This window comes from Paraburkholderia xenovorans, from assembly GCF_046030735.1.
Taxonomy (GTDB): Bacteria; Pseudomonadota; Gammaproteobacteria; order Burkholderiales; family Burkholderiaceae; genus Paraburkholderia; species Paraburkholderia xenovorans_A.
Map to the genome: position 1 here is coordinate 18413 of NZ_JAQQBV010000019.1, position 13734 is coordinate 32146.

Consider the following 13734-nt stretch of genomic DNA (forward strand, 5'->3'; position numbering starts at 1 on the left):
GGGCAATTTCGGCTATTACCGGCCATTACGTATGGCTTTCACCGTAACACCCGGTAACCCTTGAGGCCCGTGTGAAATCCAAATCCCAACCTGCTGCGCGTTAAACTCCAACCCATGGCTACTCAAATACTTGTTGTCGACGACGACGTCGAATTGCGCGATCTGCTGCGCGACTATCTGGCCCGTCAGGGCATCGAAGTCTCGGTGCTGCACGACGCGGGCTCGCTCGAGCGCCGGCTGGAGCGCGAGCGTCCCGACCTGATCGTGCTCGATCTGATGATGCCCGGCGTAGACGGTCTCACCGCGCTGCGCAAGCTGCGCGCGTCGGGCGACGACATTCCGGTGATCATGCTGACCGCACGCGCGGACGACGTCGACCGGATCGTCGGCCTCGAACTCGGCGCGGACGACTACCTCGGCAAGCCGTTCAACCCGCGCGAACTGCTGGCGCGCGTGCAGGCGGTGCTGCGGCGGCGTCGCACGCTGCCGTCGGCGGCGGCGCCGGAACAGCGCGAGCCGTTCAATTTCGGCCGCTTCACGCTGGACTTCCAGTCGCGCACGCTGCACCTCGAAGACAAGCCGCTCACGCTGTCGGGCAGCGAATTCGCGCTCCTGAAGATTTTCGTCAATCACCCGATGCGCACGCTCACGCGTGAGCGTCTGCTCGAACTGCTGCACGGTCCGGAATACGACGGCACCGACCGTGGTATCGACGTACAAGTGTGGCGTCTGCGCCGCATCCTCGAAACCGATCCGTCCACACCGCGCTTCATCCAGACCGTGCGCGGCCGCGGCTACGTGTTCGTGCCTGATGGCGAACAGCATGCGCCGGCCCATTGATTCGCTGTTCGGGCGGCTGGCGGTACTGGTTGTCGCAGTGCTGCTGCTGTCGCATTTCGCGTGGTTCGCGCTCATGCGCCTCGAGCGCAGCCAGTTGCAAACCCGCTATGCGGTCGAAGAAGCCACGTTCCTCGTCGACGCGGTGCGCCAGCACGTCGCCCGTACGCCGGATCAGCCGCTGCCGTCACGCGTGAGGCTGGTCGACCCGGCCAGTCCCGACGTGCCGCCGGAAAACACCGATTTGCCGCCGCCGGTCGAGCGTTTCGTCGAAGACTTGCGCGACCGCATGCCGTCCGGCACGCTGGTGCGCATCGGTCCGCCGGCCCGGCCGCCGATGTTGTGGGTGCGCAGCCCGGACGATCACAGCTGGATCGTCGTGCCGTTGCAGCCGTTGCGTATGCCGCGTTCGCTCGACCGCACCGTGTTGTGGCTTGCAATCATTTTCTCGTTCGCGGTGATGGCCGCGCTGTTCGCCGCCTGGGCGTTGCAGCGGCCGCTGCGCTCGCTCGCCCAGGCCGTGGCGCGCTTCGGCCGAGGCTTGCCGGTGCCGCCGGTGCCCGAGCGCGGGCCACGCGAACTGCGGCAACTCACGCACGGTTTCAACCAGATGGTGCAGGAAGTGGCGCGCACCGAAAACGACCGCGCGGTGATGCTGGCCGGCGTCGCGCACGATCTGAAAACGCCGCTGGCGCGGATGCGCTTGCGCGCCGAAATGATGGAAGAAGTGAAGATGCGCGACGGCGTGGTCCGCGACGTCGATTCGATGACGCACATCGTCGAGCAGTTTCTGGTGTTCGCGCACGACGGCGCCGATCGCAGCGAAGCGGTCGAGGTCGACGCGCAATGCGAGCGCGTGGTGCGCAGCTATCGCGCGGTGGCCGCCGGTGTGCCCACGGTGCTCACCGAGCTCAGCGCGGGCGCGGGCTTCCTGTTGCCGGCCGCCACGCTCGACCGCATCCTGTCGAATCTGCTCGACAACGCGCACGCGTACGGCGCGCCACCGATCATCGTGGCCACGTCGCGCACGTCGCAGGGGTACACGCTGTCGGTGCGCGACAACGGCAGCGGCATTGCCGCGCAGGATCTGCTCAACGCGAGCCGGCCGTTCGTGCGGCTCGATCCGGCGCGCGGCGGCAATGGCCACAGCGGCCTCGGGCTTGCGATCGTCGAGCGGCTGGTGCGGCGCGCGGGTGGCGAGTGGGAAATCGGCAACCACGAAGGCCGTGGCTTGCGAGTCCTGATGAGCTTCCCGTTCGAAGCGGTGCCGCGTGTGACGGCGGCTTCGGAAAGCGTCTGGTAGGTAGGTGGTTGGAGCGGGCGGCGGTATCAGGCGTTTGCCCTGCCGCCCAAGTGTGACACTGCGTAGATGATATTAATGCATGCAACCCTGCATGCAGCCCTGCAGGCAACCCGCCTCGCTAATCCGAGAACAGCGTGTTCAGCGCATTCGCTGCATCGCTATCCACCGTATTCCACGTCACTGTTTCGGCTTCGAAAATATAGTGCGTGGTGTACTTGCCGAGCCGCGCGAGTATCTCTTCCTGAATCAGTTCCGGCGCAACAGCCAGCTTCAGATACCACGCGGTGGACGACAGGCGCGTCTGGAACGCGCCATATTCCGCGAGCAGATGGTCGAACGCGTCGGCGTCCTGATCGCGACACACGATCACCAGATTTCCCTTCATGCGAATCTCCCGTTAGAGCGGTAGCGGCAACCTCGATATCAGGGTCGATGATACCTGCTTAGTCTGGGCATATTGGCAGAAGGGATTTGTATCGATTGCGCCGGGTCAACGGGCGCGCATGCGGATAGCGTCGGCGAATCGTTCTGTTGGCGCGGCCCGGTGGCGGCGCTTCAATACGCGTTCGCCACCGTGCGCGTGGGCGGCGCGGTGTCGTCCGGCGGCAATGCTTCGATGCGATCGCGGCCGCCCGTTTTCGCCGCGTAGAGGGCGGTGTCGGCGCGGCTCATGATCCGCTCGGGCAGATCGTCCGGCGAGAGTTCGGTGATGCCGATGCTCACGCTCAGGCCGACCGAGGCCGGCAGCTTCGGCGAAGGCGTCGCCTTCAATCGCAGGCGCAAGCGCTCGACCACCTCACGGCCGCCCGCCAGATCCGTGGCCGGCAGCAGCAGCCCGAATTCTTCGCCGCCCAGCCGGCCGATCGCATCGGTGCCGCGCAACTCGGCACGGCAGGTGTCGACGAAATGTTCGAGCGCGCGATCGCCGGCGGCATGACCGAAGCGATCGTTGATCTGCTTGAAATGATCGAGGTCGGCGATCGCCATGCAGAGCGGTTCGTCGGCGGCGTGCGCGCGCTCGATCTCGCGACGCAGCAGGTCGAGGAAGTAGCGCCGCGACAACGCGCCGGTCAACGCGTCGTGACGCGCTTCGGCCGAGAGCAGCGTATTGGCCGACTGCAATTGCTCGGCGAGATCGCGGGTCGCGCGATGGTGGCGCCGCTCGCGCACATACGAAACGGTGATCACCCACGCGAGCGCGACCGTGCCGGCCAGCGTCAGAAACACCAGCAGATGATCGCGCTTATGGTTGCGCAGCAACTCGGGCCACGCCGCGAGCGGATCGACCAGATGCGCGGAGAGTCCCGAATTCAAACCGCCGCGAGCCTGATAGAGCGAAGGTTCCGGCCGCTCCGGCATCCCGTACAACTGCTGGGCGATCGCGCTGGGCACCCACGGCGCCTGCTCGCGGATCCGCTGGTCGACCTGAATACGAATCTCGGGAAACGTGTCGCGCCGATAGACCGTCTGACGCTCGGCACTGCTCATCTGCTGAATGCGCGAGTTCGGCAGGACGTGTCCTTCGAGGCGGCTGTCGTGCGCCATGATGGTCATGCCGTTCTCATCCGACACGAACGTGCCGGCATGCGCGACCCAGTGGCGCAGCCGCGCGATCCCGACCTTGGCGACCACCACGCCGACCAGCAGTCCTTCGGCATACACCGGCGCGGCGATGAAGATACCGGGTTCGCCGCTCACGCGGCCGACACCATAGGCTTCCGAGAAAGCGCCGAGCAACGCGTTAGCCAGATAGCCGCGCGTGCGCATGTCCACGCCGACGAACGAATGCTGCCCACCCTGGGGCATGGCGATCGTGCCGCTCGACGCGACGCAGATGCCGTTCGCATTGACGAGCCAGATCTGGTCGAGACCTGAGAAGCCCTGCGCATCGTGCAGAAAACCGCTGATCGCGCTCATTTGCGGATCTTTTGTCAGCGCGTCGTGCAGGGCGGGTTCCGCCGCTTCGCCGTTCGCGGCATAATTCTGAGATTGCACCAGCGCGCGCTGGACCACGTCCATTTCGGCCATGGTTGCGGGAATCGCCCGCGACATCGCAAGGTCGCTGGCGATCACCTCGGCCATGTTGTCGACGATCGACGTGGACATCTGCCGCTGGGTACGCAGGGCCGCGTCCAGCTCTTGCTGTACCATCCGGTCCGCGACCATGCCGGCCACGAACCAGCAAACCAGCACCACCAGCACGAAGCTGAGCGGTCCGGTTGCCTGGCGCAAGGTTGTCCTGTTCATCGACTCTCAGATCCGTCTGGCTGTGAAATGCAACTAGCTCATTCGTGGCAGCACGCCCGTGCTGTGCGGCGCCTGTGGCAGCGGATGGCGATACGCCGTCGTTGCGGCCCGGGATAAAGCCGTCATGCGGTGCGCCTGTCCTGATTTTAACCGTCGTGGGGCCTGACGCCACCGTTATTGCTGGAATGCGAAGTGCATCGGCCGCGACCATCAGGTTCTTAACGGCACGGCCTGGGGTTTCTGAATGACTTTGCGGGTTTTCCGCAAGAAGTCGACACTTTGGCAATAGTTGCGCTGCCGGGTGATCCGGCGCTACCCGCGGCATGCGAACGGTCTCAACCTGACACGTCGCTGACGGCCGCCAGACGGACGCTTTCGGTTTGTTGCTATTTGCCGCGAAAGGTTGTGTCTGAAACATAGGATGGTGTAGTGTCGCGCTGTCCAAATTAAGGAAAGCTCGCCAGCCCCCGGGCGGCGCCTGCGGCGACAGGAGTCCGGCTTGACGGTTTCGGTTCCGGGCAGCCAGCCCGCGGACACGTCCGGCCGGTCCACGTGTCTCCAACGCTAACGATTTACCGCGCACACGCGTTTTGCCATGCATGATTTCCGCTTTCCGGACCGACCTTCAGATTGCCGCGCCGAAGCCGCGGCCTCCTTCGCACGCTGCTACGACTGTATGAACCGGGGGAGTGTTTAATGGATTTCAGTTTTAACCTCAAGCGTACTGCCAATGCGTCGGCATGGCGGGTACTGCCCAATCGCTGGGACTTCGTCGCGTTTCCGCTGATCATCTGCATCATCGCGATGGCGGCGATCGGCTTTCACGAGACGCTGGCGCCGATGTCGACGTTGAAGACCCAGACGATCTCGCTCGATCCGTCGAATCTGCCTGAGTATGCGATGCGCACCACGCTGCGCATGCTGGCCGCGATGGTCGCGTCGCTGACCTTTACGCTGGTGTACGGCACGCTGGCCGCCAAGAGCCGCCGCGCCGGGCTCGTGCTGGTGCCGATTCTCGACATCCTGCAGTCGGTGCCGGTGCTCGGCTACATCTCGTTTACGGTCACGTTCTTCCTCGCGCTGTTCCCGGGCCGCGTGCTCGGCGCCGAACTGGCGGCGATCTTCGCGATCTTCACGAGCCAGGCGTGGAACATGACCTTCAGCTTCTATCAGTCGCTGCGCACGGTGCCGCGCGATCTGGATGAAGTCTCGCGCGGTTTTCATCTGACCTCATGGCAGCGCTTCTGGAAGCTCGAAGTGCCGTTCTCGATGCCCGGCCTCATCTGGAACATGATGATGTCGATGTCGGGCGGCTGGTTCTTCGTGGTCGCTTCCGAAGCGATCACGGTCGGCAACAACACGATCACGCTGCCGGGCATCGGCGCTTTTCTCGCGCAGGCGATCTCCGAGAAGAACCTGCACGCGATCGGCTGGGTGATCCTCGCGATGACGGTCGTGATTCTCGCGTACGACCAGTTCCTGTTCCGCCCGCTGGTCGCGTGGGCCGACAAATTCCGGATGGAAAACACCAGCTCGGGCAACGCGCCGGAGTCGTGGCTGCTGGATCTGATTCGCCGCACGCGTCTGATTCACCGTCTGCTGGTGCCGCTCGGCTGGATGTTCGCGAAGGCCGCGCGCGTGCCGTTCCGTTTGCCGGCGTTCAGCGGACCGCGCTTCCATATCCCGCATAGCCAGAAGAGCTCGCGCGTGGGCGACATGCTGTGGGCCGCGCTGGTGCTGATCACCACGGTGTACGTGGTGTACCGCGTGTTCACGTATGTGCGCACCGGCGTCTCGCTCGACGAAGTCGGCCACGTGTTCCTGCTGGGTCTCATCACGCTGCTGCGCGTGGTGCTGCTGATCGCGATCGCCTCGGTGATCTGGGTGCCGCTCGGCGTGCTGATCGGGCTTCGCCCGGCGCTGGCGGAGAAGCTCCAGCCGCTCGCGCAGTTCCTCGCCGCGTTCCCGGCCAATCTGCTGTTCCCGGTATTCGTGATCGTGATCGTGCGCTTCCACCTGAACCCGGACGTGTGGCTGTCGCCGCTGATCGTGCTCGGCACGCAGTGGTATATCCTGTTCAACGTGATCGCGGGCGCGAGCTCGTATCCGAACGATTACCGCGAAGCCGCCAAGAACTTCCATATCCGCGGCTGGCAATGGTGGCGTCAGATCATGCTGCCGGGCATTTTCCCGTACTACGTGACCGGCGCGATCACCGCATCGGGCGGCGCGTGGAACGCGAGCATCGTTGCGGAATTCGTGCAGTGGGGCGATACCAAAGTGGTCGCGCACGGTCTGGGCGCCTATATCGCGCAGTCCACCGCGGCCGGCGACTATCCGAAGATCATTGTCGGCATTGCCGTGATGTCCCTGTTCGTGACCCTGTTCAACCGGCTGCTGTGGCGTCCGATGTATGCGTACGCCGAAGCCAAGCTGCGGCTTGATTGAGAAATAAAGGCATAACGCGATGCAAAATCCTAAAGCTGCTATGACCGCCGCGCCGATCCAGACACCGCCGAATCCGCCGCGCCTCGGCGAAGAAATCCTGCGCGTGAAGGACGTGTGCCGCGGTTTCAACAAATCGCAAGGCGAATTGCTGGTGCTCGACGACGCCAATCTGTCGTTGCGCGAAGGCGAGATCGTCGGTTTGCTGGGCCGTTCGGGCTCGGGCAAGTCCACGTTGTTGCGCATCATCGCCGGTCTGATCGAACCGACCGACGGCGAAGTCACCTACCTGGGCAAGCCGCTCAGCGGTCCCGCGAAGGGCGTCGCGATGGTGTTCCAGACCTTCGCGCTGTTCCCGTGGCTGACCGTGCTGCAGAACGTGGAAGCGGGTCTCGAGGCGCAAGGCGTCGGCGCGAGCGAGCGGCGCACGCGCGCGCTCGCCGCAATCGACCTGATCGGTCTCGACGGTTTCGAAAACGCGTATCCGCGCGAGCTGTCGGGCGGGATGCGCCAGCGCGTCGGCTTTGCGCGCGCGCTGGTGGTCGACCCCACGCTGCTGCTGATGGACGAACCGTTCTCCGCGCTCGACGTGCTGACCGCCGAAACGCTGCGTACCGACCTGCTCGATCTGTGGACGCAAGGCCGCATGCCGATCAAGGCAGTGCTGATCGTCACGCACAACATCGAGGAAGCGGTGTTCATGTGCGACCGGATTCTGGTGTTGTCGTCGAATCCGGGCCGCGTGATCGCCGAGATCAAGGTGCCGTTCAAGCATCCGCGTAATCGTCTGGACCCGGCGTTCCGGCGGTTGGTCGACGAGATCTACGCGAAGATGACCGCGCGCCAGACCGACGAAAGCACCAAGAAGGGCCTCGTGCTGCATAGCTGGCTGCCGCACGTGTCGACCAACCTGATGGCCGGTCTGATCGAAACGCTGGCCGCCGCGCCGTATCACGGCCGCGCCGACATGCCGGAAATCGCCCGTTCGCTGCATCTGGAGGTGGACGATCTGTTCCCGGTGGCCGAAGTGCTGCAACACCTCGGTTTCGCCGACGTGCGCGAAGGCGATATTTTCCTGACGCCGCCGGCACGCGTGTTCGCCGAATTCGGCACTCAGGAACGCAAGATGATGTTCGCCGAGCATCTGCTGCGCCACGTGCCGCTCGCCGCGCGAATCAAGAAAGTGCTGAACGAACGTCCGGGGCACCGTGCGCCGCGCGTGCGCTTCGAACAGGAACTGGAAGACTTTCTGTCGGACAGCGCCGCGGAAGAAACGCTCGACGCGGTCATCAACTGGGGCCGTTATGGCGAGATCTTCTCGTATAACGACCAGACGGAAATTTTCAGCCTGGAAGACGTGGAGTCCTGATTCGCGGCTGCAGGCCTCGCGCTAACGCCGAGGCGAAAGCAAAAAAAGCGGCAAGGGGCGACCCTGCCGCTTTTTTCATGGGCGCACGGCTTACTGCAACGTGCCCCAGCGTTCGACCGCCGGTTCCGCCGATGCCCACTTCCAGCCCTTGTCCTGCTGACAGGCGCTGCCCGTGTACCAGGCCTCGTGCGCGTTGGGGCCGTCGCCGTCCTGCACCGAGAACACGAACTCCTTGCACAGCGCGAGCGCCGAGCCGAACGCGCGGGTGACACGCACCTCGCCGTGACCGTTCTCGATCGGCAGCGTGTGTTTGATTTTCCACGGCCGGGTTTCGCCGACCGGCATCGCGCCGGCCAATGCGGCGATCAGGTCCTGCTGATCGGTGTGCATGGAGCGCATGAAGCGGCCGACGGCTTCGTCGGTCGCTGCCTGCACGGCGATGCCGACGCCGATGCCGACCGCCGGATTGGACGTGACGAGTCCCGATGCGACGCCGGCGGCCGCACCGCTCGCGGCGCCGACCGACGAGCAGCCGCTCGTCAGCAGACTGGCGCCGACGCACAGCGCGCTGGCCAGCACGAGCCGCAGCCGGTGGCCGGCGAGCCGCGCGGGGACCGCTTCGGCAGCCTCGCGTGAAGAGCGCAACGCAAGCGGAAGGGGACGCGCAAAGGCAAGCGAAAGCGAACGCGCCGTCATTGCAGCGCGCCCCAACGTTCGGTGGCGGGTTCGGCCGACGCCCACTTCCAGTTGTCGCCGTCGCGGCAGATCGACGCGACGTAGAACGCGCTCGTTGCCGGCACGTTCTTGTTGGCGGCGCGGTCGACCGAGAAGACGATTTCCTTGCAGTCGAGCGCGCCGCTGCTGATCGTGCGGCTGACGGTGACGCGGCCGTGTTCGTCGTCTTCGATCGGCATCGAGTGCGTGACGCTCCACGGCGCGATTGCGCCGACCTCGAGCGGCCCGGCGATCTTCGCGATGCCGTCCTGCGTATTGGTGTGGACCACGCGCTCCGAATACTGCACGCCGGCGCGCGCGGCGGCGACCGCGCCGAGGCCGATGCCGGTGGCGACCGCCGCATTGCTGGTGACCTTGGCCGCGAGCGCGGCGCCTGCGATACCGGCGCCGGCGGTGGCGCCTTCCGAGTAGAGCGAACTACATCCGCTCAGTGCCGACGTGAGCGCGACGGCCAACGCGACGAGTGCAGTGGCGCCGGGCGTCGCTATATTGAAGTCTGCGCGGCGGGTTGCGCGTTTGGCCGTGCCACCATTGCCGCCTTCGACCGCTGTCTTTGCCGGTTCGACCCACACGATACTTTTTTGCATTTCCCTGTCCCTACTCCTGCAAGTACCTTTCGTTCACGCTTGAAGAGGAGCCTTGTGGACGAACGGCACGTCGATCCCGCGTGACTACGCGCGCAGCCGCATTTTGCAGGATGCGTTTTGTAATTGGCAGTGGGAAAGTGCAAGCAATTGCAAAAGATGGTGCGGGTCAAATAAGTTTCTGCTGCGCCGAACCGAATTTGATTGGTGGTACGAAAGGATTAAAAGCAGCGTAAACACGGCTTGAAACGCGCATTCGCCGACGCGCAAAAAAACGCTCACGCGAGAACTTCGGCGTGAGCGTTTCGTGTCGTCCTATTACTCGGTTTCTTCTTCGCCGGCTTCGTCGCCGCCGTATGCGCTCAAGCGGTTGTACAGCGTTTTGAGGCTGACGCCGAGCGCTTTGGCCGCGCGCCGTTTATCGCCGCCGCAATGTTTGAGCGTGCCGAGAATGATCTGCTTTTGCGCATCGGCGAGCGGTGTGCCGATCCACACGCTCATCGCATCGCCCTGCGTGACGGGCTTTTTCACGCGCGACGCGAGATGCGGATGCGGCAATTCGACGATCTTCTCCGCGAGAATGAACGCGCGATACACCGCGTTTTTCAACTCGCGCACATTGCCCGGCCAGGACCACGTGCGCAGCGTTTCGATCGACCGTTTGCTGAAGCTCTTGCTCGCGCCTTCCTGCTGATTGAGCAGTGCGAGGAAATGTTGCGCGAGCAGTTCGCGGTCGCTTTCGCGTTCGCGCAACGGCGGCGCCCGCAGTGGAAACACTGCCAGCCGGTACATCAGATCTTCACGCAGACCGTTTTCCTTGACGGCCACCGCCGGGTCGCGATTGGTCGCGGCGATCACGCGCACGTCGCCGCGAATCAGTTCGTTGCCGCCGACCCGATAGAACGTGCCGGTCTCGAGCGCGCGCAGAAGTTTCACCTGGCGCACCGGCGCCATTTCGGTGATTTCGTCGAGGAACAGCGTGCCGCCGTTCGCATGTTCGAAATAGCCGACGCGGCCTTGGACCGCGCCAGTGAAGCTGCCTTTTTCATGGCCGAACAGTTCGGCTTCGATCAGCTCGTCGGGAATCGCGCCGCAGTTTACGGCGACAAACGGCGCTTCCTTGCGATTGCTTTGATCGTGAATCGTGCGGGCGATCAGTTCCTTGCCGGTGCCGGATTCGCCGATGATCAGCGCGGTCGCGTCGGTGCCCGCGACGCGTTCGATCTGCTCGTACAGATCCAGCATCACGGGCGACGAGCCGTACAGCAGCCCGTAGGATTTCAGTCCCGCGATGCCGTCCGCGACACGCTGCTTCGCCAGTGCCGAAGTATTGCCGCCGGCGGAGACGGTGGGCGAGTCCAGATCGATTGACGCCATAAACGGGGAGTCCTGTGCAAATGAGTTCGTTGTTGCGGCGCGCAGGCCTTGGAAAGAGACGACCTGGGACAGTCGACGTCCCGGTCAATATCTCACAAATATTGATTTAACCACTTCGGCGACGCTTACGGCAATCGAACTGTCAGTGCGCGCAAGACATCGGTAAGCGGTCGGTCGAAAGTGCCTGAGAAGGGCATCGCAAATCGTGTAACAGGCAAATTTACCGGGTATGAGGCTTGCGGCTTACCCCCGACCCGCGTGTGCGTCGGGCTGGATTTTTTGCCCCCGAACCCTACGCGAACGCCGACCTCAGACACAGGAGTAAATGATGACTGACACCACGCACCAGCTCGCACTTGGCGGGCAGAAAATCGTCGAGGATCTGCGCGTGCTGCTGACGGACTCGGAAGAAATGCTGCGGCTCGCGTCCAATGTGCCCGGCGAGGGCGTCGACGTGCTGCGCGAGCGGCTTAACTCGCATGTCGAGACCTTGCAATCGGCGCTCGGCGACGCGCAGCAAACCGCACGGCGCGGCTACCGGGTGGCCACCGTCAATACGGAACGCTACGTGCGGCTCAATCCGTGGCGCTCGATCGGTATCGCCGCGGGTGTCGGGTTTCTGCTGGGCGTCCTGACCACCCGTTAGCACGCGCGAGGCGGCATGGCCGTACTGAAAACCGAACCGTTCACGAAACCAAGGAGTTCTCGATGGCACGACCCAAAATTGGCATCTTCGGCGCGCTGATGGCGCTCGGCGGATTTCTCGCGATCCGTTACGTGCAGCAACGCAACCGTGCAGCGCAGTTGCCGGTGGCGAACCAGTTGAGCCGCTGGGAAGACGAGGGCGGTGCGGTGGCGGTGCCTGCGCCCACGCCTTCGGCGAGCGCCATCCCGGCACAGCATGGCGCGAACGGCGCCAACGGTACGTCGCACCCGAACGGTAACGGCGGCGCATGGCCGTTTCCGCGGAGCTGATCGCCGGTGTCTTGCAACGCGTGTTCGGCCAGCGGCGCCTCGCTGCACGAAGGCCGGCATGCGTTTCTAATCTCTCCCGTTAAGGCCGTATAATAGGCAAATCGACAACAATAACGCGGAAAACCAGTAGGTTTTTCCGTATATTGTTGCGAAATCAGATTAAGTCCAAGATTCGGTATTTTTTGCCATATAGTAGATGGAGGTCTCGCTTCGGTGGGACTTGTATCGGGCAGAAGAGCCATCGTCCGGCTTGTTTCAGCGTGCTATTCAGCATGCTTCCCCATTCACGCTTTCGGGCTTTCGAGACGCGATGCCACACGTACTGATTGTCGACGACGACGCGAGCACCCGCGAGGCGCTTTCCGCCATCATCGGGGAAGACGGCCTGACTACCGCCACCGCAGCCGATTTGCGCGAGGCGCGCATCCAGCTGGTCCGGCAGATGCCGGACGTCGTGTTCACGGATCTGAAGCTGCCCGACGGCAGCGGAGTCGATCTGTTCGAAGACCTCGATCCACGCTCGGGCGTCGAGGTGATCGTGATCACCGGCCATGCGACGGTGGAATCGGCGGTCAACGCGCTGAAAATGGGCGCGACCGATTATCTGGTCAAGCCGATCAACATGCAGCGCGTGAAGGCGATCCTGTCGCGCCTGCCGCGCGCAGGCGACCTCAAGGCGGAAATCGGCACCTTGCGCGGCGAGCTGCGCCGCATGGGCCGCTTCGGCTTGATGCTCGGCAATTCGCCAGCGATGCAGGAGGTCTACGACCAGATCGGGCGCGTCGCCCCAACGGCGGCCTCGGTGATGCTGGTCGGCGAATCCGGCACCGGCAAGGAAGTCGCCGCGCAAACACTGCACGAACTCAGCCTGCGCCGTAAGCACGCATTCCTCGCGGTAAACTGCGGCGCGATTTCGCCGAACCTGATCGAATCGGAAATGTTCGGCCACGAACGTGGCTCTTTTACCGGCGCGGATCGTCAGCACAAAGGTTATTTCGAACGCGCGAACGGCGGCACGCTGTTCCTTGACGAAATCACCGAAATGCCGATCGAACTGCAAGTGAAACTGCTGCGCGTGCTGGAAACCGGCATGTTCATGCGGGTCGGCACGACCAAAGAAATCGAAACCGACGTGCGCCTGATCGCGGCCACCAACCGCGACCCGGAGCAGGCGGTGCTGGAAGGTAAGCTGCGTCTGGACTTGTACCATCGGTTGAACGTGTTTCCGATCAGCCTGCCGCCGTTGCGCGATCGCGGCAAAGACGTCGAACTGCTGGCTCAGGCCTTCCTCGACGATCTCAACGAGCGTCACAGCACGAAGAAGCATTTCCCGCCCGCAGTGAAGGAAATGCTGATGTCGTATCCGTGGCCCGGCAATGTGCGCGAGTTGAAGAACTACGTGCAGCGCGCCCACATCATGTCGGGCACGGATTCGGACAGCACGGCGACGGTGCCGCTGCAGATCACGCTGTCCAAGCCCGCGGCCGGCACGGCGATCACGATTCCGTTCGGCACGTCGCTCGCCGAAGCCGATCGTCAACTGATTCTCGCGACGCTCGAACAATGCGGTGGCGTGAAGACGCGCGCCGCGGAGATTCTCGGCATCAGCCTGAAGACGCTGTATAACCGGCTCGTCGAATACGGCAACGACGCGCGCGACGACGCCGATGCCGCGGACGAACGCGCTTTAGGTGGCGCTGACGCTTGAGTGTCAGCCGTCTGAGTACGCTTGTGTGGCGCGAGCACCAGGTATTTCTCGCGCCACACATCCTCTCCGCTTAAAGCCGCCCGCCACGCCAGCCATCCCGTCGTAGCGCACAGCCTCAACGGCACAGCCCTTGCTGCGGTCTCCTACAGAACGC

General features: G+C 63.8%; 12 protein-coding genes. 7 read left to right on the top strand and 5 right to left on the bottom strand.

Annotated features, from left to right (window positions below; all coding sequences use genetic code 11):
- Positions 1–114: 114 nt before the first annotated feature.
- Positions 115–840, top strand: a complete 726-nt coding sequence (locus PQQ51_RS19595; protein ID WP_012432166.1) for a response regulator — start codon at positions 115–117, stop codon at positions 838–840.
- Entirely contained in the window at positions 824–2140 is a 1317-nt protein-coding gene (locus PQQ51_RS19600; RefSeq protein ID WP_408498465.1) for an ATP-binding protein, read from the top strand. Before PQQ51_RS19595 ends, PQQ51_RS19600 begins: the two co-directional genes overlap by 17 nt.
- A gap of 118 nt (positions 2141–2258) precedes the next feature.
- On the opposite strand, the gene PQQ51_RS19605 is transcribed toward PQQ51_RS19600, so the two are convergent.
- Both PQQ51_RS19605 and PQQ51_RS19610 read right to left on the bottom strand, forming a co-directional pair.
- The gene (locus PQQ51_RS19605; RefSeq protein ID WP_074763386.1) at positions 2259–2525 is read right to left on the bottom strand and encodes a double-stranded DNA-specific endonuclease; all 267 of its coding nucleotides are present in this window, start codon (positions 2523–2525) and stop codon (positions 2259–2261) included.
- A gap of 170 nt (positions 2526–2695) precedes the next feature.
- A complete protein-coding gene (locus PQQ51_RS19610) occupies positions 2696–4387 on the bottom strand; it encodes a sensor domain-containing diguanylate cyclase (RefSeq protein WP_408498466.1) in 1692 nt (563 codons plus the stop codon).
- Positions 4388–5083: 696 nt separating this feature from the next.
- Between PQQ51_RS19610 and PQQ51_RS19615 the strand changes: the two genes are divergently transcribed.
- Together PQQ51_RS19615 and PQQ51_RS19620 are read left to right on the top strand one after the other, a co-directional pair.
- Positions 5084–6835, top strand: a complete 1752-nt coding sequence (locus PQQ51_RS19615) for an ABC transporter permease (protein ID WP_408498467.1) — start codon at positions 5084–5086, stop codon at positions 6833–6835.
- 19 nt (positions 6836–6854) lie between these two features.
- Positions 6855–8201 carry an ABC transporter ATP-binding protein gene (locus tag PQQ51_RS19620; RefSeq protein WP_408498468.1) on the top strand — a complete coding sequence of 449 codons (1347 nt, stop codon included), beginning with the start codon at positions 6855–6857 and terminating at the stop codon, positions 8199–8201.
- 90 nt (positions 8202–8291) lie between these two features.
- On the opposite strand, the gene PQQ51_RS19625 is transcribed toward PQQ51_RS19620, so the two are convergent.
- The 3 genes from PQQ51_RS19625 to PQQ51_RS19635 all read right to left on the bottom strand — a co-directional run bounded on the left by PQQ51_RS19625 (position 8292) and on the right by PQQ51_RS19635 (position 10897).
- A complete protein-coding gene (locus tag PQQ51_RS19625) occupies positions 8292–8897 on the bottom strand; it encodes a hypothetical protein (protein WP_408498469.1) in 606 nt (201 codons plus the stop codon).
- Positions 8894–9523 (bottom strand): hypothetical protein, encoded by a 630-nt coding sequence (locus PQQ51_RS19630; protein ID WP_408498470.1) that lies wholly within the window; start codon positions 9521–9523, stop codon positions 8894–8896. Before PQQ51_RS19630 ends, PQQ51_RS19625 begins: the two co-directional genes overlap by 4 nt.
- Before the next feature lie 315 nt (positions 9524–9838).
- Positions 9839–10897 carry a sigma-54 interaction domain-containing protein gene (locus PQQ51_RS19635; protein WP_408498472.1) on the bottom strand — a complete coding sequence of 353 codons (1059 nt, stop codon included), beginning with the start codon at positions 10895–10897 and terminating at the stop codon, positions 9839–9841.
- 328 nt (positions 10898–11225) lie between these two features.
- Between PQQ51_RS19635 and PQQ51_RS19640 the strand changes: the two genes are divergently transcribed.
- The 3 genes from PQQ51_RS19640 to PQQ51_RS19650 all read left to right on the top strand — a co-directional run bounded on the left by PQQ51_RS19640 (position 11226) and on the right by PQQ51_RS19650 (position 13580).
- Positions 11226–11543 carry an ElaB/YgaM/YqjD family protein gene (locus tag PQQ51_RS19640; protein WP_408498473.1) on the top strand — a complete coding sequence of 106 codons (318 nt, stop codon included), beginning with the start codon at positions 11226–11228 and terminating at the stop codon, positions 11541–11543.
- 62 nt (positions 11544–11605) lie between these two features.
- A complete protein-coding gene (locus PQQ51_RS19645) occupies positions 11606–11872 on the top strand; it encodes a hypothetical protein (protein WP_408498474.1) in 267 nt (88 codons plus the stop codon).
- 310 nt (positions 11873–12182) lie between these two features.
- The gene (locus PQQ51_RS19650) at positions 12183–13580 is read left to right on the top strand and encodes a sigma-54-dependent transcriptional regulator (RefSeq protein ID WP_408498475.1); all 1398 of its coding nucleotides are present in this window, start codon (positions 12183–12185) and stop codon (positions 13578–13580) included.
- The last annotated feature ends 154 nt before the right edge of the window (positions 13581–13734 follow it).